The organism is Streptomyces sp. Edi2 (genome assembly GCF_040253635.1).
Classification (GTDB): Bacteria; Actinomycetota; Actinomycetes; order Streptomycetales; family Streptomycetaceae; genus Streptomyces.
Map to the genome: position 1 here is coordinate 3581059 of NZ_JBEJGX010000003.1, position 22881 is coordinate 3603939.

A 22881-nucleotide genomic window follows, 5' to 3' on the forward strand; every position below is an offset into this window, starting at 1 on the left:
GTCCGGCCGGGTGGTGTCAGCCGGTGTTGCGCAGTCCGGCGGCGACGCCGTTGACGGTGAGCAGCAGGGCCCGGGCGAGGACGGGGTCGGGCTCCTCGCCGCGCTCGGCGGCGGTGCGCTGACGGTCCAGCAGCGAGACCTGGAGGTAGGAGATCGGGTCGAGGTAGGCGTCGCGGATGTGGAAGGTCTGCTGGAGGACCTCGTTGGAGTCGAGGAGCTTCTTCTCGCCGGTGACGCGCAGGACCTCGGCGACGGTGAGCTCGTGTTCGGCCTTGATGACGTCGAAGACGTGCTTGAGCTCGTCGGGCACGAGGGTGTCGACGTAGTGCTGGGCGATCCGCAGGTCGGTCTTGGCCAGCGTCATGGTGACGTTGGCCAGGAAGTTGCGGAAGAAGTGCCAGTGCTCGTGCATCTCGTCGAGGACGCTGTCGAGTCCGGCCTCGCGGGCGGCCTTGAGGCCGGTGCCGACGCCGTACCAGCCGGGGACGATCTGGCGGGACTGGGTCCAGCCGAAGACCCACGGGATGGCGCGCAGTCCGTCGAGGCCGGCGCCGGAGTCGGGGCGGCGCGAGGGACGCGAGCCGAGGTGGAGCTCGGCGAGCTGGTCGACGGGGGTGGAGGCGAAGAAGTACGCGGGCAGGTCGGGGTCCTCGACCAGGCGCCGGTAGGAGCCGTGAGCCGCCTCGGAGACGGTTTCCATGGCGGCGTCCCAGCGGGCCAGGGCCTCGTCGGACTGCCGGGGGGCGGTGTGCAGGGCGGAGGCCTGGAGGGTAGCGGCGACCGTCAGTTCCAGGTTCTCCCGCGCCAGCGACGGCACCAGGTACTTGTCGGAGATGACCTCGCCCTGTTCGGTGACCTTGATTTCGCCTTCGAGGGTGCCGTAGGGCTGGGCGAGGATCGCGTCGTGGGAGGGACCGCCGCCGCGGCCGACGGTGCCGCCGCGGCCGTGGAAGAGGCGCAGCCGCACGCCGTGGCGGTGGGCGACGTCGCGCAGCAGGCGCTGGGCGCGGTGGATCTCCCACTGGGAGGTGGTGATGCCGCCGAACTTGGAGGAGTCGGAGTAGCCGAGCATGACCTCCTGGACGTCGCCCCGCAGGGCGACCAGGCGCCGGTAGGAGGGGTCGGCGAGCATTTCGTCGAGCAGCTGGTCGGCGATCTTCAGCTCATCGGTGGTCTCCAGGAGCGGGACGATGCCGATCTTGGCCCAGCCGGCGTGCAGGTCGATCAGTCCGGCCTCGCGGGCGAGGACGGCGGCCGCGAAGACGTCGTCGGAGCCGGCGCACATGGAGATGATGTAGGACTCGACGACCTCGGGGCCGAAGGTGTCCTTGGCCTTGCCGATGGTGCGGAAGACGCCGAGGGTCTTGGCGCCGGCCTCGTCGAGCGGGGCCGGGGTGGGGGCCAGCGGGCGGCGGGAGCGCAGCTCCTTGGCGAGGAGCTTGCGGCGGTAGTCGCGCGGCATGTCCGCGTAACGCCAGGATTCCTCGCCGAGGCGGTCGAAGAGCTGGCCGAGGGCGTGGTGGTGGGCGTCGGCGTGCTCGCGGACGTCCATGGTGGCGAGCTGCAGGCCGAAGGCGGCGATGGTGCGCAGGGTGCGCTCCAGGCGGCCGTCGGCGACCAGGCCGCCGCGGTGCTCGCGCAGCGAGGTCTGGATGAGGGCCAGGTCGTCGAGGAGTTCCGCGGTGCCGAGGTAGTCGCGGCCGGGGACGTGGGGGGTGTCGCCGGCGAGGCGTTCGCGGGTGTTGACGAGCTTCTGGCGGACGCAGGTCGCCTTGAGGCGGTAGGGCTCCTCGCTGTTCAGCCGCTTGTAGCGGGGGCTGATCTCGGGGAGGAGGTCGAGGTCGTGCCGGAGGGATTCCAGCAGTTCGTCGGTGGCGCCGCAGTTGCGGATGGAGTTGGACAGCGCGCCGCGCAGCTCGTCGACGTGCTCCAGGGCGTCGGTGATGCCGTGCTCGTGCTGGAGGAGCAGGACGTCCCAGGTGACCTGCGGGGTGACGTTGGGGTTGCCGTCGCGGTCGCCGCCGATCCAGGTGCCGAAGGTGAGCGGGCGGGTGCCGGCGGGCAGCTCGGTGCCGGCCCGCTCCAGCTCGGCGGCGAGGTCTTCGAGGACGTCGCCGACGGCGCCGCGGCCCAGCTCGTCGAGGTAGTAGATGGCGTTGCGGGCCTCGTCGGTGGGCTCCGGGCGGGCGACGCGCAGCTCGTCGGTCTGCCAGATGAGGTCGATGTTCTCGGCGAGGCGGAGGTCGGCGCGGCGGCGCTCGGAGTCCGTGCTGTCCAGCAGCTCGGCGACCTTGCGGAGCTTGGTGAGGACGGAGCGGCGGGCGGCCTCGGTGGGGTGCGCAGTGAAGACGGGGCGCACCCCGAGGTTGCGGGCGGTCGCCTTCAGGTGCTCGGGGTCGGCGTCCTTGAGCATGTCGGCGGTGCGGGCGAGGATGCTGCCCTCGGCGGCGCGCTTGGCGCCCAGCTCGCGGCCGCGGTGCACCTGCTCGGTGACGTTGGCGAGGTGGAAGTACGTGGAGAAGGCGCGCACCAGCTTGGCGGCGGTGGCCAGGTCGGTGTCGCCGAGGAGCCGGGCGGCGGCTTCGCCGTCGGAGCGGGTCAGGGCGCGGACCCGCTCGACGAGGTCAAGGAGCTCCTGGCCTTCCTGGCGGACAAGGGTTTCGCCGAGGAGGTCACCGAGGCGGCGGATGTCGGCACGCAGGGCGACGTTGTCGCTCGGGCCGGGTTCCAGGCTCTCGATGGGCGCGATCTCGGCCGGAGTGTTGTCGGCACTGCTCACTGGTGCGGCTCCTTGCAGCGATCAGGGGCGTCGTACCGCGGCTCGTGGGAGAGGTGCCGGCGGGCGACGGGTGGGCAGGTCTGATGCGGGCGGGTTGCGGACCGCGCTGTCCGACGTCCCCAGGATAGGTCTGCCCAGTGTCAGCAGATCACACCGTCCGCTGGGTGGGCAGATGCGTCACAGGGGGTAGGTGTGGCGCCTGTCACGGCCTTGCCCGGGACGGCGGCACTGCCATACTTACGAGACCGTAGGTTACGGTCCCGTAGCCGTAGCCGTGCCCCCGAGCCCCCGACGAGGGACACCATGAACGCTGGTTCCGAAGCCGTAGAAGATCCCCCGATTCCTGCCGGTTCATCCGCCGGTCCGGCCACCGCCGCCGCGGAACCCTCCGCGACGCTGGGTGGCGAGCAGCGCAGGTCGGTCGAGCAGATCTCGTTGCTGCTCTTCATCACCGTTCCGTTCGTGGCGCTGGTCGCCGCGGTTCCGCTGGCCTGGGGCTGGGGGGTGAGCTGGCTGGATCTGGGGCTGATGGTGGCGATGTACTACATCGGCTGCCACGGCATCACGATCGGCTTCCACCGCTACTTCACGCATGGCTCGTTCAAGGCGAAGCGGCCGCTGCGGATCGCGCTGGCGATCATGGGCTCGCTGGCCGTCGAGGGACCGCTGGTGCGCTGGGTGGCGGACCACCGCAAGCACCACAAGTTCTCCGACGCCGAGGGCGACCCGCACTCCCCGTGGCGCTTCGGCGAGACGGTGCCGGCCCTGATGAAGGGCCTGTGGTGGGCGCACATCGGCTGGATGTTCGACGAGGAGCAGACGCCGCAGCAGAAGTACGCACCGGACCTGGTCAAGGACGATGCGATCCGTGCGGTCTCCCGCCAGTTCGTCCTGTGGACGGCGGTGTCGCTGCTGATCCCGCCGCTGGTGGGCGGTCTGGTGACCTGGTCCTGGCAGGGTGCGCTGACGGCGTTCTTCTGGGGTTCCCTGGTCCGCGTCGCGCTGCTGCACCACGTCACCTGGTCGATCAACTCCATCTGCCATGCGGTGGGCAAGCGCCCCTTCAAGTCCCGCGACCGCTCGGGCAACGTCTGGTGGCTGGCCGTCCTGTCCTGCGGTGAGTCCTGGCACAACCTGCACCACGCGGACCCCACCTGTGCCCGGCACGGGGTGATGAAGGGGCAGCTGGACTCCAGCGCCCGGCTGATCCGCTGGTTCGAGAAGGCGGGCTGGGCGTATGACGTCCGGTGGCCGGACGCGTCCCGTATCGATGCCCGACGCGCGGAGCCGGCCGCCGGGGGTACGTCCCGGCGGTAGGCGGGGAAGGCATGATTGACGGGTGGCGATCGACAGCAGCAGCGCGAGCAACAGCAAGGGCAAGCCCTCCCCGGCCGGGGGCACCCGGCGGGCCCGCCGGGTCCGGATGACCGGTGCGGAGCGCCGGGAGCAGCTGCTGGACATCGGTCGCACGCTCTTTGCCGAGCGGGGGTACGAGGGCACCTCGGTGGAGGAGATCGCGGCGAAGGCCGGGGTCTCCAAGCCGGTGGTCTACGAGCACTTCGGAGGCAAGGAAGGCCTGTACGCGGTGGTCGTGGACCGCGAGATGCGGCAGCTGCTGGACATGGTGACCGGCGCACTGACTGCGGGCCACCCCCGCGAACTCCTCGAACAGGCGGCGTTCGCGCTGCTCGACTACATCGAGACCTTCACCGACGGCTTCCGCATCCTGGTCCGGGATTCCCCGGTGGCCCAGTCCACGGGCACTTTCGCGTCCCTCATCAGCGATATCGCCACCCAGGTCGAGGACATCCTTGGCCTGGAGTTCAAGGCCCGCGGCTTCGACCCGAAGCTGGCCCCGCTCTATGCCCAGGCCCTGGTCGGCATGGTCGCGCTGACCGGCCAGTGGTGGGTGGACGCCCGCAAGCCGAAGAAGGCCGAGGTGGCGGCCCATCTGGTGAACCTGGCCTGGCACGGCCTGGGCAATCTGGAGGCGAAGCCGCGGTTGATAGGGCATCGGAAGAACTGAGGGGCGGGGGCGGGCTCGGGGGCAGGGCTCCTCGGGCCGGAGTCACAGGCCGGGAGTCGCAGGCCGGGAGTCGCGGGTCGGGAGTCGCCCGGCGGAGATTCGCGGGACGGAGACTCGCGGGACGGGAGCCGCTGGCCGCGGCGCCCCTGGTGATCATCGTCTGACACACTGGTCGGCCGTCGTCACCTACCGCGCCCCACCCTGAACCATCGGACGGTCATCCGGGTACGCGAGGGCAAGACCTTTGCGGACAAAGCGCGCCGGAGCTGGAGCAGCAAGCCGAATGACCGAAATAACGTTCTGCCTTTCCCGGGCAGAGTTCGCGCAGCAATTCACCGCGCTCCCCGGGCACGAGGCATGGGGGGCTCTCCAGACGGACAATGGGCGGATTGCCGCCGAATCGCCGCTTGCCCGGGTGCATCGCCAGGGCAACAGCGACGACCACGCGTCGGCCTACGCCCTCACCACGGCGGCAGAGCCCGCCCACACCCTGTGCACCGTCGCCCCCGAGACCGGCGCCACCGGCTCGCAGACCACGTATGCGGTGCACGACGGAACCGGCCACCTCATCGGCCGGATCACCCACGAGCGTTCCCCGCTGGGAATTCGCCAGGCGTGGCGCATCGAGGACACGGTCAAGCAGTGCAGCGCGGTCGCCTACAAGGGGAATATCCGCGGCTGGATCGCGTATTGGGCGGTCTCGCCGTTCTGGGTCATTCTGGCGCTGGTCCACCTTCTCAACGGTGACCTGCACCCGAGCCATTCACTGTGGAGCAAGCCCTACCGCGCGCTGGCGCATGGGCACCGGCGGCGGACCGAAGAAGGCCGCCCTCGACTTCAACACCGGCCGGTACCGCGCAGACCCCGGCTCGCTGAATGTCCCTCTCCTCTACGCGCAGGCCGCGCTGTACGGCGCGTAGCAGCGAGACCGGGCACCGCCCTCCATTCCGCGGAGCACCGCCCGAGCCTTTCACGGAGCGTCAGCCTGCAGCCCCCTTCGGGCATTCACCACCTGGCGACATATCCGGCATACCCCACAGTATGTTTCTTAATATGGCTTTGCCATGCCACCTCACGGCACATTACCCCTCCTTTAACCCTGCACTTTCTCCTCGCCGGGCGGTCGCGATACGGTGAGCAAAGGCGTCGATCAGGGATCGTCGCACCCAAGAAATAGCTGAGCGATGGGGGAATCGCGCCGTGGCGACAGACTTCAAAATAGATCTCGAGCGCATCCAGACGATGCTCAAGAAGCTCGCGGATGCGGACGATCGCATGCGGGATGCGCAGCAGCGGCTCAACAAGGTGGGCCCGAAGACTCTGGGCACCGACGGTCTCGACGATGCCTGTGACGAGTTCCAGGATCAGTGGGGTGACGGCATCAAGCGGATCTCGGGTGCCGCGAAGGAAATTCACGAGAAGCTCAAGCTGACGCTGGATGCCTATAAGGCGGGCGAAGAAGAGAACGCCAAGATGATGGGCAAGAAGTAACCACCGGCGCAGCCTGATCGGCTCAACGCGATGCCGAAGAAAAGTCTGAACACACGGGGAGACGCATGTCCTGGCGCAGCATATTCATCGAAGACGACTCGGCCTGGCCCGGCGTCAAGTTCAACCCGGCCAAGGGTGATCTGGACCAGATCCAGGCACTCGCCTCGGATGTGAAGTCCGTCGGCGACCAGCTCGACGAACTCGACCATATGCTCAAGTCGATCGGTAAGAGCGACGGCGCATGGGAAGGTGAAGCGGCGCAGAACTTCGCGAAGAAGCTCGGCGAACTGCCCAAGTACCTTCACCAGGGCAGCGAATCGATGCACGACTGCGCCAAGGCTCTGCGGGGCTGGCACACCCATCTGCAGGGATTCCAGCACAAGGCCGAAAAGATCGAGTCGGAGGCCGCGGCGACCCGCAAGGACGTGACGGCCAACCGAGAGCACTACGACCAGCTGAAAAAGCGGTACGACGACCTCAACCTGATGACGGTGGATGCCGAGGACCCCGGGTTCAAGAAGCTCCTCGCCGACATCGACACGGCCACGCACAAGGTCGACAACTCCCAGGACAAGCTGGACGACCTCGTCCGCGAGGCCGAGCGCATCTACGCCCAGTGGAAGGACCGCGCGGGCGAGGCCGAGCGCGCGATCCTCAAGGCCTCGGAGAACCACCCGCCGGACCTCCACTGGTGGAACAAGGCGATCGACGGCCTGAAGGGCGCGTGGCGGGGGTTCAAGGACTGGCTGGTGGAGCACGCGGACACGCTCTCCACCATCTCCGCCGGTCTCGCGGCCGCCGCCCTGGCGGTCAATGTGATTCCCGTGGTCGGCCAGGCGGCATCCGCTCTCCTGGGTGGTGCCTCCGCCGTCTGTGCGGCCGGCGCCATGGCGGGTCACTGGATGGGCATGGCGCGCGGCAACGGCACGCCGGGCTGGAAGATCGGGCTGGACGCCTTGGGGGTCATCCCCGGGGTCGGTGGCGTGTTCAAGGCGGCGGGAGCGGGCTTCAAAGAGGCCGGCGCCGCGGCAAAGCTGACGACAAAGATCGGTGGTGCCGTCAAGGGCCTCGGCAACGTCAAAGCGATCGCGCGTGAGACACCCGGCGCGATCCGCGAAGGTCTTGCGAAGCCACTCAGCATGAAGTGGATGAACAAGGGTCTGGGGGCAGTCGGAAAGCCGCTCTCGGACGGCACGATTCACGGCATCCAGCTCGCCACGAAGGCAGGCTCGTTCCTCCACGGCACCGCTCAGCACCCCGGTGGCGAGACCCAGGCCGCCTCGGGAAGCAAGTTCCATCAGACACTCGCGGCCTGAGCCACGGAGAATCGCACGAATGTCACCAGCAGAAGAAAGCATCGATGACTCCGCCGTAGCGGAACCGCCACCGGCCCGGCGGTCCGGGCAGTTGCGCATCGGCTGGATCATGCCGGAGTTCATCCGGGAACTTCCGGTGGACGCCACCGATATGGAAGCGGTGGCCGAAAGCCTCTACGCGCTCGCCACCGACCTGATGCCCGAGCACTCCGCGGACGATCAGTTCCGCTTCGCACTCGGGATCGGCGCCCAGTTGGAGGCGATGGCCGACGCCAACGTCATCTACGCCGGTATGTGCTTCCTGGAAGTGGAGGGGCGGCCCACAGCATCCACGATCGTCGTCAGCCAGATCGAGCACGACAGCGAGGACGAGGCGTCCGCGCTGCGCACCACCCGCGAATTGCTGGAGCACAAGCACCCCGACGACGATTTCCAGACGGTGGAGCTTCCATGCGGTCCCGCTCTCACCCGGGTCGGCGGCTCCGGGTTCGTCATGGCGGCGGAGACGTCACCCACGGGACGGGAAGAGCTGATTTCTCAATCCGAGATACAGGTCTTCGTGCCGTTGCCGGACACCGCAGAGATGCTCATCTTTGAACTTGCTTCACCGTCGCCGGAGGGCTGGGAGCTGCATTCCGAGCTCTTTGCCGAGATCCTCAAGACCATCGACTGGGGCACCGACCAGGAGATCGAGGACTACCGCACCATGCGGCAGGGCGCCTCGGCCGCGGTCGAGCCCGAGGACGGGGTAAAGCAGGAGTTGTACTGGCACTCCAGCAGGCTGATGGATGCCGTCGCGCTGCAGGGCAGCATGGGCGGCGGAGACATCGCCTCCCTCACCTGCGCCGAGTGCTGGGCCAAGGGCCTGCGGTCCGCTTGTTCGGCCCGGCACAGCTGGTACATCGGCGAGCTGACGAGCGGCGATCTCACCGGCGCACTGCCGCGGGTGGTCGAGTCCTTCGCGTCGCAAGGATGGCGGACGGACGACGAGATCACCGGAGAACGGGTCGGCCTTCGGGCCGGGGACGAGGCGCCCGAGCGGTCGGTGGGGCATACGCTCACCGCCTCGGTGGACACCGGCGCCGGCCGGTTCACCGCCGAGGTGACCTCGCCGTGCACCCGCGCCTCCGCCCCTGCCGATTCCCTGTTCGGCTGAGAGGACTGAGAACACTTGCGGACCGATCTGGAGCAGAAGACCCCCGCCGTACTGCCCGCGGGCGAGGTCTATCCGGGCGGGTTCACCACGTCGCGCTCGCCAATGGCGAGCGGTACGGGCGGCTGCGAGGTGCCGGACAAGCGACGGCCCGTGATACTGGCCGGCGGCCGGGCCGGCTCCTTGGCCCCGCAATCGTGGAGCCCAGCCCTGTAGTCGTGGCGCCGCGAGGCCGCCGCCCAGGGTTCCGCGCCCCACCGCCCCGAGACAACAACCACCCCCGAAAGGAAGCGCCCCTCCATGGAGCCGGACCTGATGGCAAGCGTTGCCTCCGCGCTGCCCGTGAATGAGCAGTTGGTGGGGGCCTTCGAGGTCGGCCGCGCCATGTCCGACCGCCGGGAGGACGATGCCGATGTGCCGCCCGACCGGCAGCCGAAGGTGCTGGCCGGGCACGGCAGGCCGGGAGACCGGCGGCGCGGGTTCCTGTCCTTTCTTTTTGACACCGCGACGCTCACCGATCCGAAACCCGGGCCGGTCAAGGCCACCGGCGATCCCGCGGCCCGGGTGAAGCGGCAGAAGAAGAACGGGCGTTTCTTCGGCACCTGGGACAGTCTGGCGGGCCAGTGGCTGGCGGCCGGTCAGCCGCAGGCGGAGACCGGCGTCATCACCTTTGTCGCGCTCACCGAAGGTCAGCTGCATTTTGTGTACGTGCAGAACATCCGGCGGTCACAGACCGGCCGCGCGGTCGAGTCGGGCGCCTGTTTTCCCCGTTCCGCCCTGGCCTGGACGCGTCACCGCGCCAGTGGGCGGAAGGAGTTCCAGTTCGGTTTCGCCGACGGCTCCTGGGGGACATTGATGGTCCCTCAGGACGAGGAATTCCTGGCACTGTTTCCCGGAACGCTCACCCACAAGGATCCCCTTCCGTAACCCTCCCCACCGGCTCCAGGAATTCCAGCCGGTTGCCCACCGGGTCGAGAGAGTAGAAGCGACGGTGGCCCGGCAGGTGGGTGTCCCACGTGACGGGGGCTCCGGCGGCGGTCAGGCGGGCGGCGAGGGCGTCGATGTGGTGGACGCGGAGGCCTGGGTGGGCCTTGCGGGCGGGGTGGAAGTCCGTCTCGATGCCCAGGTGGAGCCGGGCCGTACCGGCCTCGAACCAGCATCCTCCGCGGGCCGCGAGCGCCGGCGGCTTGGGGGACTCCGTCATGCCCAGGAGGCCCGCGTAGTAGGCGCGCAGGGCGTCTTCGGTGCCGGGGGGTGCGGCGAGCTGGATGTGGTCGAGGCCGGTGATCACGACGTATGCACCTCTGAGGGGATGAGTCGGAGCGTGACGGACAGGCGGCCGCGGGGGTCAGCGGGTCCGCGGACGGGGCAGCGGGTCCGCGGGGATCAGCAGGTCCGCAAGGGCCAGCGGGGGTCGGCAGCTATCAGCCCGCCGCCGGCTTGCGCGCGACGGCGAAGATGCGGCGGAACGGGAAGATCGTGCCGTGGGGGCCCGTGGGGTAGGCCTTGCGGAGGGCATCGCGGTATTCGGCGAGGAAGGCGTCGCGGGCGGCCGGGTCGTTCTCCAGGGCGGTCAGGACGGGGCGCAGGGCGGTGCCCTTGACCCAGTCGAGGACCGGGTCATCGCCCTTCAGGAGCTGGACGTAGGTGGTTTCCCATGCGTCGGTGGCACAGCCGAGGTCGGTAAGGCGCTCCAGATAGTCGGCCGGTTCGAGGATGTGGACGAAGCGGCGGCCGTGGAGGGTGAGCCGTTCGCGCCACTGCGGGGCGTCGCACAGCTCGCCGAGGAGGGCGTGGCTGGGCGAGGTGAAGTTGCCGGGGACCTGGAAGGCGAACGTGCCGCCGGGGGCGAGGGCATCGATCCAACGGGCGAAGGAATCCGGGTGGTTGGGGACCCACTGCAGTGCCGCGTTGGACACGATCAGGTCGTAGGTCTCCTCGGGGGCCCAGTCGGCGGCGTCGGCGGGGGCGAAGTCGAGGTGGCCGCCGCCCGCGGTGGGGCCGGCGTGGGCCTCGGCTTCCTTCAGCATCTCCGGGGAGTTGTCGTATCCGGTGATGTGGGCGTCGGGCCAGCGTGCGGCAAGCAGGGCGGTGACGTTTCCGGGGCCGCAGCCGAGGTCGGCGATGCGGGCGGGGCGGCCTCGCCGGGGCAGGTCGGGTATCCGGGCGAGGAGGTCGTGGAAGGGGCGGGTACGGTGCCCGGAGTGGCGGAGATATTGCTGCGGATCCCAGATGGGTGCGTCGTGCATGATCGAAACCCCTTTGCCGATGCAGGGCTGATACAAGGCTGGCACGGTCGGATTCGGGCCGTCTCGGCTGGAAACCGAGCCCCCGCCGACGATGCCCCATAGTCCAGCGAAATATATCTCGACGTCAAGAGACTTCATGTCGACAGACCCTTTACACTGATCGTCATGGAGGACGAGGTCGATCGACTGGTCGCAGCATGGCGCCGCGAGCGCCCGGACCTCGACGTGGAACCACTTGAGGTCCTCAGCCGTGTCTCCAGGCTGGCCAGACACCTTGACCGGGCCCGCCGTATCGCCTTCTCCGAGGTGGGCCTGGAGCCCTGGGAATTCGACGTACTCACCGCGCTGCGGCGCGCCGGGGCGCCGTATCAGCTCTCCCCCGGGGCGCTGCTGACCCAGACGCTGGTCACGTCGGGGACGATGACCAACCGCATCGACCGGCTCGCCAAGAAGAACCTGGTCGAGCGCCTGCCCGACCCGAGCGACCGGCGCGGAGTGCTGGTCAGGCTGACGGCCGAGGGCCGCGACAAGGCCGACCAGTCGCTGGCCGGGCTGCTGATACAGGAGCGCGCGATCCTCGCCGAGCTCTCCCGCCAGCAGCGCGGCGAACTGGCCGGTCTGCTGCGGCGGTTGACCGGACCGTTCGACAACATTCCGGGGTAGGGCGGGGCCGGCGCAGGGCTGGTCCCGAGCCAGGCCAGGGCCAGTGCCAGGGCTGGGTCCTGTGGTCAGGGACGAGGCTGGGCGCTGTCGTCAGTGCCGGGGCTGGGTCCTGTCGTCGAGGCCCGGCCGGGCATCCGGAGACCCACGCCCCCCGGGCCGCATACGGAAGCCCACCCGCACGGAGCCCCGCGCACACCGCATTTTTTGCTGACGTGCATGCAACTCACGCGCGCCCCCTGAATCCGCACGCGCCCCTCTGCTCCCCCTCTCCTCCCCCGTCCCCTTGCCCGCCGCTCGTCTCGTGGGCTTGGATCGCGCCATGAGCCAGCAGCGCGCATCGCACCCGGCGAACGGCCCGAACGGCCCGAACGGCAAGCGGTTCGAGGGCCGTACGGTCCTGGTGACCGGTGCCGCCGCCGGGATCGGGGCGGCCACCGCCGACCGGCTGGCGGCCGAGGGGGCCGGCGTGCTGCTGCTGGACATCGACGACGCGCGCGGCGAACACACCGCGCGGCGGATCCGGGCGGCCGGCGGCCATGCCTCGTACGAGCACTGCGATGTGGCGGGCGAGGACGACTGGCGGCGGGCGGTCGAGGCGGCACGGCGGCGCTACGGTCCGGTGGACGGGCTGGTCAGCAATGCCTTCCTGCCGTATGTGGCGGCCGCGGGACAGACCCCGCTCGCGGACTGGGACCGGCAGCTCGCGGTCAATCTCACCGGCTCCTTCCTCGGCGTGCGCGCCGCCCTGGAGGACCTGCGGGCGCGCCATGGCGCGGTGGTGCTGACCTCGTCGGTGCATGCGCTGATCGGGCTGCCGGGGCGGCCCGCGTACGCCGCGGCCAAGGCCGGGCTGACCGGGCTGGGGCGTCAACTGGCCGTCGAATACGGGCCGGAGGTCCGGGTCAACAGCGTGCTGCCGGGCCCCGTACTGACGGCGGCCTGGGACGGCATCGGCGAGGAGGAACGGCGGGCCAGCGCCGCACAGACGGCGGCGCGGCGGCTGGGGCGGCCCGAGGAGGTCGCCGCCGCCATCGCCTTCCTGCTCTCCCCCGAGGCATCCTTCGTCACGGGCGCGAGCCTCGTCGTCGACGGGGGCTGGAGCGTGTACAAGAACTCTTCGTGAGCCGGTCCCGCTGACCGCGCGGCCGCGGCGCCCCGCCCGGGCTTCGATCCGCAGGGGGATCCGTTCGATCCGTAGGGGGATCCATGGGCATCCATTTCGGCGGCGACTACAACCCCGAGCAGTGGCCCGAGGAGGTGTGGGCCGAAGATCTGAAGCTGATGAAGGCGGCCCACGTCACCATGGTCACCGCCGGGATCTTCTCCTGGGCCAAGGTCGAACCCCGGCCCGGGGCCTGGGACTTCGGCTGGTTCGATCGTGTCATGGACGGTCTGGCGGGCGCCGGGATCGACGTCTGCCTGGCCACCATGACCGCCTCGCCCCCGCCGTGGCTCTCCCGTGCACACCCCGAGATCCTGCCCGAGGACGCCGACGGGCGGCGCCGCTGGCCCGGCGGGCGGCAGCACTACTGTCCCTCCAGCCCCGTCTACCGCGCACACGCCGTACGCCTCGTCGAACAGCTCGCCGCCCGCTACGCCGGACACCCGGCGCTGGCCCTCTGGCACGTCGGCAACGAATACGGGTGCCACACCCGCCAGTGCTACTGCGACGTGTCGGCCGACGACTTCCGGCGCTGGCTGCGCGCACGCTACGGGGACATCGACGCGCTCAACGCCGCCTGGTCGACGGCCTTCTGGTCGCAGGCCTACGGCGACTTCGACGAGGTGCTGCCGCCCCGCACCGCGCCCACCTTCCCCAACCCCGCCCAGCAGCTGGACTATCTGCGCTTCGGCGACGCGGCCCTGCGCGCCTGCTATCTGGCCGAAAAGGAGGTGCTGGAGCGCCTGACCCCCCGGATTCCGGTCACCACCAATCTGATGCCGCAGCACAAGCCCGTCGACGCCTTCGCCTGGTCCGCCCATATGGACGCGATGGCGCTGGACTTCTACCAGGACCCGTACGCGCCCGACGACCACATCCGGGCCGGCTATGTCTTCGACCTGATGCGCTCGGCGCGCTCCGGGCAGCCCTGGATGCTGCTGGAACAGGCGCCGGGCGCGGTCAACTGGCGGCCCCGCAACGGCCCCAAGCCGCCCGGCGCGATGCGGCTGTGGAGCTGGCAGGCCGTCGCACAGGGCGCGGACGCGGTGCTGTTCTTCCAGTGGCGGCAGTCGCTGGGCGGCGCGGAGAAGTTCCACTCGGCGATGCTGCCGCACGGCGGGACCGACACCCGTGTCTTCCGCGAAGTGGCGGATCTGGGGCGGGAGCTGGCGTCGCTGCCGGGCATCGAGGGGACCCGGTCACGGGCCTCGGTGGCGCTGCTGGCGGACTGGCACAGCTGGTGGGCTTTGGAGCTGGACTCGAAGCCGTCTACTGCGCTGGACCACTCGCGGATCGCGCTGGATCATTACCGGCCGCTGTTCGAGGCGGGCGTGGCCTGCGATGTGGTCGCGCCGCAGCGTGACCTGTCCGGCTACCGGCTGGTCGTGGCGCCCAATCTGTATCTGCTCACCGCGGACGACGCCGAGCGGCTGACCGCCTATGTGCGCGACGGTGGGCAGCTGGTGGTGTCGTTCTTCTCGGGGATCGTCGACGCGCACGACCGGGTGCACCCGGGCGGGTATCCGGGGCCGCTGCGGGAGCTGCTGGGGCTGCGGGTGGAGGAGTTCTGGCCGCTGGACGAGGGCCGGTCGGTGGGCGTCGGCGAGGGCGGCGCCGTCCTGCCCGGGCGCGGTGGAGAGCTGCGGGGAACGTATACGGGGCGGGCGGATCTGTGGTCGGAGGCCATCGACCTCGAAGGGGCCGAGGTGCTTGCCCGCTTCACGGACGGGGACCTCGCCGGGCGGCCCGCGGTGACCCGGCACGCCTACGGGCGGGGCACGGTCTGGTACGTGGGCACCCGGCTCGAACCGGCGCTGATGCGGGCCCTGCTGGACGACGTACGGGCGGCGGCCGGGGTCACGCCCGTACTGCCGGGGCTGCCGGCGGGCGTCCAGGCCACCGTCCGCGAGGGCGCCGGCGGGCGGTATCTCTTCCTGCTCAACCACGGGGCCGAGGCCGTGGAGGCCGTGCTGCCGGGGCCGATGCGGGAGGCGCTGGCGGCGGTGGACGGGGCGGGCGAGGGTACGGGCGGGGGCACGGGCGGGACGGGCGCGGGCGAGGGCGCGGGCGGGGGCAGGGCGGCCGGTCCCCGGGCCGTCGACCGGGTCATGCTGGGGCCCCGGGGCGTGGCCGTACTGACCGAGCCCGGCGCGTAAGGCAGCGCTTCTGTGCGCGAGCGGCGCTCCGGCAACGCTCGCGCGCCCTCGCGAGGCCTCCCGCCGGTCCTCAGCCCCTCCGGCCCTCAGCCCCTCACGGCACCGGCACCGAGGCCGCCGCGGCCGCCGCCTCCAGTTCGACCGGGCCGACCCCGGCCCGGCGGGCCAGCGCGACGGCCGCGAGGGTGGAGTGCACCCCGAGCTTGCCGAGCACGTTCTGCATATGGGTGCGGACCGTGTGCGGCGAGAGGAACAGCCGCTCGGCGACCGCCTTGCGGCCCAGGCCGGCCACCATGCAGCGCAGCACCTCGCGCTCGCGCGGGGTCAGCGACTCCACCAGCCGTTCGCTCTCGGAGCGGTGCTTGCGGGCCGCCGTCAGCTCCCGCAGCACACCGGTCAGCAGCGCGGGCGGCAGATGCGTCTCGTCGCGGAGCACGCCGCGGATGACGGCGAGCAGCCGGGAGAGCGAGCAGTCCTTGGCGACCCAGCCGGAGGCGCCGGCCTGCAGCGCGGCGGCCGCGCGGCGCGGGTCGTCGCGGTCGGCGAGGACGACGGTGCGCAGATACGGATGGCTGGTGCGCAGGCCGGAGACCAGCGCGATGCCGTCCCGCGGCACGGCGCGCGGCACCGCGTCGCGCGGCGCTCCCTGCGCGGGCACCGCGAGCAGCGGCGCGGCGAGGTCCGCGTCGGCGAGCAGCACGTCGAACCGGCGGCCGTCGGTGACCGCCCGGTCCAGATTGCGCAGCGCCGCGGGGGCGCTGCCCGCGGCCGCTACGTCCACGTCCTGTTCCGCGGCGAGCGCGGCCGCCAGGGATTCGGCGAAGATGCGGTGGTCGTCGACCACCAGAACCCGGATGCGTTGCACAGAGACCCCCTGTCTCGGTGAACGGACCATAGCGGGCACGACGCCCGGATTGAAGATCGCCTCAGCCGCACGGCCGCCGCCGTGCCGACATGACTACCCCACCCCGGGCGCCGTACCCGAACGGTCTCGCCCCCTGATCGGCACCGGCCCCCACCGGTGCAGGGTCCCAGCGTACGGACGGGTTGCGGCAAGGGAAGGTGATTGGCGAAACTGCCCCTCCACCCGGGCCGTTCGGCGCCCGCCCGGTGGCCGCGCGCCGCCCCGCACGCCCTACTCGACGCGGTGTGCTCCCGCGCTCGGGACGGCCCCGAAGATCCGCGGGGCGGCATGGCCTGCCGCCGCGAAGGCCTGGGTGACCGCGGCGCCGACGGCGGGGGCACCGGCCTCCTCGACGAGCACGATCGCCGAGCCGCCGAAGCCGCCGCCGGTCATCCGGGCCCCGAGGGCGCCCGCCGCGTTGGCGGTGTCGACGGCGAGGTCGAGTTCCCGGCAGGAGATCTTGAAGTCGTCGCGCAGCGAGGCGTGCCCGGCCGTCAGCAGCGGGCCGATGGCGCGGGTGCGGCCCGAGTCGAGCAGCGCGACGACCTCTTCGACCCGGTGGTTCTCGGTGACGATGTGCCGGACCAGGGGCCGGGTGACGGGGTCGTCGGCCAGCCTGGCCAGCGCCCCGGGCAGATGCGCGTACGGCACATCGCGCAGGGCTCGCACGCCGAGCGCCCGCGCGCCACGCTCACAACCGGCGCGCCGCTCCGCGTATGCGCCGTCCCCCAGTTCGTGCTTCACCCGGGTGTCCACGACGAGGAGCCGCAGCCCCTCCCCCGCCAGGTCGAAAGGGATCTGACGGCGGGTGAGATCGCGGCTGTCGAGGAAGAGGGCATGGCCGTCGGTGCAGCAGGCCGCGGCGGTCTGGTCCATGATCCCGCAGGGCACGCCGACAAAGGCGTTCTCGGCCCGTTGGGCGAGCTGGGCCAGTCGCTGCGGCTCCTGGCCGAGCGCGTAGAGATCGTTCAGCGCCAGCGCGGTGACGACCTCCAGGGCGGCGGAGGAGGAGAGTCCGGCGCCGGTGGGCACCGTGCTGTCGTAGTGCAGGTCCGCGCCGCCGACCGGCAGGCCGGCCTCCCGCATCGCCCAGACCACACCGGCCGGGTAGGCGGCCCAGCCCGCCTGGGGCGCCGGACGCAGCTCGTCGACGCGCAGTTCGACGATGCCGCCGTCGGCGCCGCCGGAGTGCAGCCGCAGCACCCCGTCGGTGCGGGCCGAGGCGGCGGCGAGGGTGGTGTGCGGAAGGGCGAGCGGCATCACGAAGCCGTCGTTGTAATCGGTGTGTTCACCGATCAGGTTGACCCGGCCGGGCGCCGCCCAGGTGCCCGTGGGGGCGGCGCCGTACACCGCGGCGAATGCCGCCGCGGTGTGCTGAGCGCCGTGCGGGCGCTCGGTGGCCGGGGTGGCGGCTCCGTGAGCGGTCATCAGGTCCCCTGTGGTGAGTTGTGGTGGTCCCGGTCGAGGTTCTGGGCGAACTGCCAGGCGTCGGTGACGATTCCGGCGAGGTCGGCGCGGCTGGGGCGCCAGCCGAGGCGGTCGATGGCGGTCCGGGCGGAGGCCACCAGCACGGCGGGGTCGCCGCCGCGGCGCGGGGCGGCGATCTCGGGGATGGGGTGCCCGGTGACCTTGCGGACGGTCTCGATGACCTCGCGGACGGAGAAGCCGTTGCCGTTGCCGAGGTTGCAGATCAAGTGCTCGCCGGCGGTGGCAGCGTCGAGGGCGAGGAGGTGGGCCTCGGCGAGGTCGGCGACATGGATGTAGTCGCGTACGCAGGTGCCGTCGGGGGTGGGGTAGTCGTCGCCGTAGACGGAGATCGCCTCGCGCTTGCCCTGGGCGACCTGGAGGACGAGCGGGATGAGGTGCGACTCGGGGTCGTGGCGCTCGCCGCAGCTGCCGTAGGCGCCGGCGACGTTGAAGTAGCGCAGCGAGACCGCGGCCAGGCCGTGGGCCGCCGCCTCCCCGCTGATCATGTGGTCGACGGCGAGCTTGCTGGCGCCGTACGGGCTGGTGGGCGCGGTCTCGGCGGACTCGGTGATCGGGGTGGCGGCCGGCTCGCCGTAGGTGGCGGCGGTGGAGGAGAAGACGAGGGTGCGGACACCGGCGTCGCGCATCGCCGCGAGCAGGTCCATGGTGCCGCCGACGTTGTTGCGCCAGTACTTCTCGGGGTCCACGACGGACTCGCCGACCTGGGAGAAGGCGGCGAAGTGGAGCACCGCGTCATACGAGGGGTCGAGCCACTTCGCGGCGTCCTGGATGCGGCCCTCGATGAAGCGGGCGCCGGCGGGGATGCCCTCGCGGTGGCCGGTGGACAGGTCGTCCAGCACGGTCACCTCGTGACCGGCCTGCAGCAGATGCGCCGCAACGACGCTTCCGACATACCCAGCACCGCCCGTGACCAGGTACTTCTTGCTCACTTGCTGGATCGCTCGCTGACTCACTTGCTCGCTACCTCTCGCAGTCGCTCGGCCGCGGCCTCCGGCGGCACATCATTGATGAACACATTCATGCCGGATTCGGAACCCGCGAGAAACTTCAGCTTGCCGGAAGTGCGGCGGATGGTGAAAAGCTCGAGGTGCAGTGCGAAATCCTCCCGGTTCCCGGCGCGCAGCGGCGCCTGGTGCCAGGCGGCGATATACGGCGTGCGGGCGGCGCCGGCCGCCCCGGGCCCCGGGCTCGTCCCCGTGTCGAAGATCCGGTCGAAGCGCCGCAAGACTTCCAGATAGATCTGTGGGAACTCTGTGCGCGCGGCCTCGTCGAGGGCGAGCAGGTCGGGGACCCGGCGCTTGGGGTAGAGGTGCACCTCGTAGGGCCAGTGGGCGGCGTAGGGGACGAACGCCACCCAGTGCTCGCCTTCGAGGACGATCCGGCGGCCGTCGGCGAGCTCGCCCGCGACCACCTCGTCGAAGAGGTTGCCCCCCGCGGTGGCCGTGCGGTGGGCGGCGAGCGAGGTGAGCATGCGCTCGGTGCGCGGGGTGACGAAGGGGTAGGCGTAGATCTGGCCGTGCGGGTGGCCGAGGGTGACACCGATCTCGGCGCCGCGGTTCTCGAAGCAGAAGACCTGCTCCACGCCGGGGAGCTGGGAGAGCTCAGCGGTGCGGTCGGTCCACGCCTCCAGGACCAGGGCGGCCTGCTCCTCGGTGAGGTCGGCGAAGGAGGCGTCGTGGTCGGAGGTGAAGCAGACGACCTCGCAGCGGCCGCTGTCGCCGGCGAGGGAGGGGAAGCGGTTCTCGAAGACGGCGACGTCGTAGTCGGCGGCGGGGATCTCGGAGCAGCGGCCTTCGCGCGAGGGGCACAGCGGGCACTCGTCGGCCGGGGGGTGGTAGGTGCGGGCCTGGCGGTGCGAGGCGATGGCGACATGGTCGCCGAGGAGCCGGTCGTGGCGGATCTCGGAGGCGGTGGCCACGGGGTCGAGGGGACGCCGGTCGACCGCGTCGCGTACGACGTCGTCGCGCGCGTCGTAGTAGATGAGCTCCCTGCCGTCCGCGAGCCGGGTCGACGTCTTCTTCACGGGAGCTCTCCTCACCCTCCGAGCAAACACAAACAAACACAATGAAGCACAACTAAACAGCCGCGTCAACGCCGGGCGCGCGGGCGCTTGCAGGGCGGCATACGGGGCGACGTGCGGGCAGACATTCCCGGCATTCCACTCACCCCGATCACGAAAGCGCAACTGAACCAAACAAAAGTATTCAGTTTCCCGAGGTCCGCGCGTAGCTTTTTGTGCGTTCCGATCGCACAAAGATGTGTCCGCCGGGGGCCGTGCTCCCGGACCCCCGCGAAATGAGTCGCCCATGATCACTCTGGCCGAGGGGCTACGGCTCCCCACAAACGGGCTCGATTACACGATCCTGGCCATCTACTTCGTCGTCGTCCTCGGCATCGGATTCGCGGCCAAACGCAGCGTGAAGACGAGCCTGGACTTCTTCCTCTCCGGGCGGTCGCTGCCTGCCTGGGTCACCGGCCTCGCCTTCGTCGCCGCCAACCTCGGCGCCACCGAGATCCTCGGCATGGCCGCCAACGGTGCGCAGTACGGGGCCTACACCGTGCACTGGTACTGGATCGGCGCCATCCCGGCGATGGTCTTCCTGGGTCTGGTGATGATGCCGTTCTACTACGGCTCCAAGGTCCGCTCGGTGCCCGAATTCCTGCTGCACCGCTTCGGGCCCTCCTCCCATCTCCTCTCCTCGGTCATCTTCGCCATCTCCTCCGTGCTGATCGCCGGCGTGAACCTCTACGCCATGGCGATCGTGCTGCAGGCGCTGCTCGGCTGGCCGCAGTGGGTCGCGATCGTCATCGCCGGCGTCTTCGTCCTGGCGTACATCACCATCGGCGGCCTGTCCTCGGCGATCTACAACGAGGTGCTGCAGTTCTTCGTCATCCTCGCCGCTCTGATACCGCTGACCATCGTCGGCCTCAAGCGTGTCGGCGGCTGGGACGGCCTGACCAGCTCCCTCAACTCCTCACACGGCGACGCCTTCCTGACCGCCTGGAAGGGCACCGGCATCGGCGAGGCCAACCCGCTCGGCGCGAACTGGCTCACCATCGTCCTCGGCCTCGGCTTCGTGATGAGCTTCGGCTACTGGACCACCAACTTCGCCGAGGTGCAGCGCGCACTGTCCGCGAAGAACCTCTCCGCCGCCAAGCGCACCCCGCTGATCGCCGCCTTCCCCAAGATCTTCATCCCGCTGGTGGTGGTCGTCCCCGGTCTGATCGCGCTGGTCATGGAGCCGACGCTGGGCAAGTCCAAGGACGGGCTGCAGTACAACGACGCGATCCCGGTGCTGATGCGGGACCTGCTGCCCAACGGCGTACTGGGCATCGCGGTCACCGGTCTGCTGGCGGCGTTCATGGCGGGCATGGCCGCCAACGTCTCGTCCTTCAACACGGTCTTCACCAACGACATCTGGGCGGCGTACCTCAAGAAGGGCCGCGAGGACCGCTACTACCTCAAGACCGGACGCGTGGTCACCGCGGTCGGCGTGCTGATCGGCATGGGCACGGCCTTCATCGCCTCGTCCTTCAGCAACATCATGAACTACCTCCAGACGCTGTTCTCCTTCTTCAACGTGCCCCTGTTCGTCGTCTTCATCATCGGCATGTTCTGGAAGCGGACCAGCGCAGCGGCCGGCTTCTGGGGCCTGCTCTCCGGCACGGTCGCCGCGATGGTCAACTACTTCTGGCTCTACAAGCAGGGCATCATCGCGATCCCCTCCGAGCAGGGCGCCAACTTCGTCTCCTCGATCGTGGCGTTCGTGGTCGGCGCGCTGGTGATGGTGCTCGTCACCCTGATCACCAAGCCCAAGCCGGCCGCGTCGCTGGCCGGCCTGGTCTACGGCTCACGGTCTCCCGGCATGGAGGAACTGCCGGCCGAGGGCGACGACGCGTGGTACCGCAAGCCGGCCCTGCTGGGCTGGGGCGCGGTCGCCCTCGCCGCCGTCTGCTACATCCCGTTCTCCTTCTGAACCTGCCTGAACCAGCGGAGTTGACGCACCATGAGTGACTACCAGCACGAGGTCGAGGAGCTGGAGCGCGAGTCGGCGACCGCCGCGCGGCTCTTCGACGTACGGCGCATCATCGGCGGCCTGTTCGTCGTCTACGGGGTGATCGTCACCATCGCCGGCCTGACGGCCTCGGACGCGGACCTCAAGAAGGCCCAGGACATCAACATCAACCTGTGGACGGGCCTGGGCATGCTCGCCCTCGGCCTCTTCTTCCTCATCTGGCTGAAGCTGCGACCGGCCGTCCCGCCGACGGCGGAGGAACTGCAGGCGGGAATCGAGGAGGGGCCCGCGGAGGGCTGAACCGGGTGTTGTGACTGCGGGGACGGGGCCGGATCGTCCTGAACCGGGCGTTGTTACTGCGGGGACGGGGCCGGATCGTCCTGATCCGGCCCCACCGTGGCCCCCTCCGCTGTCCCCGTCCCCGTCCCCGCCACCGAGGCACGCGCGGCGCGTCCGCCCGCCGCCCGGTCCAGCAGCCCGGTGCGCGCCGCCAGGGCCGCAGCCTCCAGCCGTGACCCCACCTCCAGCTTCATCAGCACCCGCTGCACATGCGTACGCGCCGTACTCGGCGCAATGTCCATCCCCGCCGCGATCAGCCGCGTGTCCTCGCCGTCCGCGACCCGCATCAAGACCTCGACCTCGCGCGGGGTGAGCAGTTCCAGCAGCCGCGCCCCCTCGTCGTCCGGCTGCGCCGCGGGGTGCAGCAACTCCTCGAAGGCCTGCTGCAACAACTGCGGCGCCACCGCCGCCTCCCCCGCCCGCGCCTTCATCATGGCGCGCTCCACACCCTCGATCCGCTCATCGTTACGGACGTACCCGGAGGCCCCGGCCGCGAAGGCGGCGGCGATCCCGCGCGGGCTGGGGACCGGCCCCAGCACCACCACAGCGACCTGCGGCCGCTCCTTCTTGATCCGTACGACCGGGTCGAAGGCGCCGGGACGGGCCGGTGCGGCAGTCCCCAGCAGGCACACCTCGGGCGCCCGGCTCACCACCAGCTCCGCGGCCCCGGCGCTCGGCGCGGCCGCCGCCAGGACGCGGTGCCCGCGCAGCTTCAGCGCCGAGGCGAGCGCCTCCGCGAGCAGACGATGATCGTCCACCACCATGAGCCGCACGCCCATCGAGCAACCCCCTCCACCCCGGCGGGCCCGGCGCGACCCCTACCGGGCCGCTCGTCCCCGGGAAGCTACACGCTCGGCTGCAATACCGCGCCCCCTACCGGGAAGAAGCCCCCGGAATGCTGGAATCCCGGCCAATCTGGGCCGGTTGCTGCTGTTGGGGGCGGGGGCGGGCCGTCGGTTCGACTCACCGGGCGGGGCAGGCGGGGGCACTTGGCCCGGGTGCAAGACACTCAACCTTGTTGAAGCCACAAAGAACCAGTGGCCGGTTTCCACCGAAGTGCCTTTGCCGGCACCGTCACTGTCATTGCCGTATGCGAAAGTGGGTTCGGTAGTTGAGCGGAAATCGGGGGAGGAGAGCTC

At 70.5% G+C, this 22881-nt stretch carries 21 protein-coding genes; 13 read left to right on the forward strand and 8 right to left on the reverse strand.

Annotated features, from left to right (window positions below):
* Positions 1 to 16: 16 nt before the first annotated feature.
* On the reverse strand, positions 17 to 2740 hold the full coding sequence (ppc, locus tag ABR737_RS19010; protein ID WP_350256843.1) for a phosphoenolpyruvate carboxylase: 2724 nt from the start codon (positions 2738 to 2740) through the stop codon (positions 17 to 19).
* Positions 2741 to 3082: 342 nt separating this feature from the next.
* On the opposite strand from ppc, the gene ABR737_RS19015 reads away from it, so the two are divergent.
* The 8 genes from ABR737_RS19015 (at position 3083) to ABR737_RS19050 (ending at position 9692) form a co-directional block, all read left to right on the forward strand.
* Complete coding sequence (locus ABR737_RS19015; protein ID WP_350251356.1) at positions 3083 to 4096, forward strand: acyl-CoA desaturase; 1014 nt, start codon at positions 3083 to 3085, stop codon at positions 4094 to 4096.
* Between the two features lie 22 nt (positions 4097 to 4118).
* A complete protein-coding gene (locus ABR737_RS19020) occupies positions 4119 to 4805 on the forward strand; it encodes a TetR family transcriptional regulator (protein WP_350251357.1) in 687 nt (228 codons plus the stop codon).
* 283 nt (positions 4806 to 5088) lie between these two features.
* Positions 5089 to 5982 (forward strand): hypothetical protein, encoded by an 894-nt coding sequence (locus tag ABR737_RS19025; RefSeq protein ID WP_350251358.1) that lies wholly within the window; start codon positions 5089 to 5091, stop codon positions 5980 to 5982.
* Positions 5983 to 6005: 23 nt separating this feature from the next.
* Entirely contained in the window at positions 6006 to 6296 is a 291-nt protein-coding gene (locus ABR737_RS19030) for a WXG100 family type VII secretion target (protein WP_350251359.1), read from the forward strand.
* 65 nt (positions 6297 to 6361) lie between these two features.
* A complete protein-coding gene (locus ABR737_RS19035; RefSeq protein ID WP_350251360.1) occupies positions 6362 to 7612 on the forward strand; it encodes a putative T7SS-secreted protein in 1251 nt (416 codons plus the stop codon).
* A gap of 19 nt (positions 7613 to 7631) precedes the next feature.
* Entirely contained in the window at positions 7632 to 8768 is a 1137-nt protein-coding gene (locus tag ABR737_RS19040) for a hypothetical protein (protein ID WP_350251362.1), read from the forward strand.
* Between the two features lie 15 nt (positions 8769 to 8783).
* Positions 8784 to 8981, forward strand: coding sequence for a hypothetical protein (locus ABR737_RS19045; RefSeq protein ID WP_350251363.1), 198 nt, complete (start codon positions 8784 to 8786; stop codon positions 8979 to 8981).
* 84 nt (positions 8982 to 9065) lie between these two features.
* Positions 9066 to 9692, forward strand: a complete 627-nt coding sequence (locus tag ABR737_RS19050; protein WP_350251364.1) for a hypothetical protein — start codon at positions 9066 to 9068, stop codon at positions 9690 to 9692.
* On the opposite strand, the gene ABR737_RS19055 is transcribed toward ABR737_RS19050, so the two are convergent.
* Both ABR737_RS19055 and ABR737_RS19060 read right to left on the reverse strand, forming a co-directional pair.
* Positions 9667 to 10056, reverse strand: a complete 390-nt coding sequence (locus tag ABR737_RS19055; RefSeq protein ID WP_350251365.1) for a VOC family protein — start codon at positions 10054 to 10056, stop codon at positions 9667 to 9669. The genes ABR737_RS19050 and ABR737_RS19055 overlap by 26 nt on opposite strands.
* A 133-nt stretch (positions 10057 to 10189) precedes the next feature.
* Entirely contained in the window at positions 10190 to 11014 is an 825-nt protein-coding gene (locus ABR737_RS19060) for a trans-aconitate 2-methyltransferase (protein ID WP_350251366.1), read from the reverse strand.
* Between the two features lie 165 nt (positions 11015 to 11179).
* On the opposite strand from ABR737_RS19060, the gene ABR737_RS19065 reads away from it, so the two are divergent.
* The 3 genes from ABR737_RS19065 to ABR737_RS19075 all read left to right on the forward strand — a co-directional run bounded on the left by ABR737_RS19065 (position 11180) and on the right by ABR737_RS19075 (position 14995).
* Positions 11180 to 11677 carry a MarR family winged helix-turn-helix transcriptional regulator gene (locus tag ABR737_RS19065; RefSeq protein ID WP_088798071.1) on the forward strand — a complete coding sequence of 166 codons (498 nt, stop codon included), beginning with the start codon at positions 11180 to 11182 and terminating at the stop codon, positions 11675 to 11677.
* Between the two features lie 319 nt (positions 11678 to 11996).
* Positions 11997 to 12800 (forward strand): SDR family NAD(P)-dependent oxidoreductase, encoded by an 804-nt coding sequence (locus ABR737_RS19070; protein WP_350251367.1) that lies wholly within the window; start codon positions 11997 to 11999, stop codon positions 12798 to 12800.
* Positions 12801 to 12883: 83 nt separating this feature from the next.
* Positions 12884 to 14995, forward strand: coding sequence for a beta-galactosidase (locus ABR737_RS19075; protein WP_350251368.1), 2112 nt, complete (start codon positions 12884 to 12886; stop codon positions 14993 to 14995).
* Between the two features lie 94 nt (positions 14996 to 15089).
* Here ABR737_RS19075 and ABR737_RS19080 read toward each other — a convergent pair whose 3' ends face one another.
* The 4 genes from ABR737_RS19080 to galT all read right to left on the reverse strand — a co-directional run bounded on the left by ABR737_RS19080 (position 15090) and on the right by galT (position 19410).
* Positions 15090 to 15860 (reverse strand): LuxR C-terminal-related transcriptional regulator, encoded by a 771-nt coding sequence (locus ABR737_RS19080; RefSeq protein ID WP_336054058.1) that lies wholly within the window; start codon positions 15858 to 15860, stop codon positions 15090 to 15092.
* A 270-nt stretch (positions 15861 to 16130) separates the two neighbouring features.
* Positions 16131 to 17327 carry a galactokinase gene (galK, locus tag ABR737_RS19085; protein WP_350251369.1) on the reverse strand — a complete coding sequence of 399 codons (1197 nt, stop codon included), beginning with the start codon at positions 17325 to 17327 and terminating at the stop codon, positions 16131 to 16133.
* On the reverse strand, positions 17327 to 18316 hold the full coding sequence (galE, locus tag ABR737_RS19090) for a UDP-glucose 4-epimerase GalE (protein WP_502964488.1): 990 nt from the start codon (positions 18314 to 18316) through the stop codon (positions 17327 to 17329). Before galE ends, galK begins: the two co-directional genes overlap by 1 nt.
* Positions 18317 to 18336: 20 nt before the next feature.
* Positions 18337 to 19410 carry a galactose-1-phosphate uridylyltransferase gene (galT, locus tag ABR737_RS19095; RefSeq protein ID WP_350251370.1) on the reverse strand — a complete coding sequence of 358 codons (1074 nt, stop codon included), beginning with the start codon at positions 19408 to 19410 and terminating at the stop codon, positions 18337 to 18339.
* Positions 19411 to 19693: 283 nt separating this feature from the next.
* Here galT and ABR737_RS19100 point away from each other — a divergent pair, with 283 nt between their 5' ends.
* Together ABR737_RS19100 and ABR737_RS19105 are read left to right on the forward strand one after the other, a co-directional pair.
* Positions 19694 to 21364: a sodium:solute symporter family protein gene (locus tag ABR737_RS19100; protein WP_350251371.1), complete on the forward strand. Its 1671-nt coding sequence runs from the start codon at positions 19694 to 19696 to the stop codon at positions 21362 to 21364.
* Positions 21365 to 21394: 30 nt separating this feature from the next.
* The gene (locus ABR737_RS19105; RefSeq protein WP_350251372.1) at positions 21395 to 21703 is read left to right on the forward strand and encodes a hypothetical protein; all 309 of its coding nucleotides are present in this window, start codon (positions 21395 to 21397) and stop codon (positions 21701 to 21703) included.
* Between the two features lie 53 nt (positions 21704 to 21756).
* On the opposite strand, the gene ABR737_RS19110 is transcribed toward ABR737_RS19105, so the two are convergent.
* Entirely contained in the window at positions 21757 to 22521 is a 765-nt protein-coding gene (locus ABR737_RS19110; RefSeq protein ID WP_350251373.1) for a response regulator transcription factor, read from the reverse strand.
* Positions 22522 to 22881 lie beyond the last annotated feature (360 nt).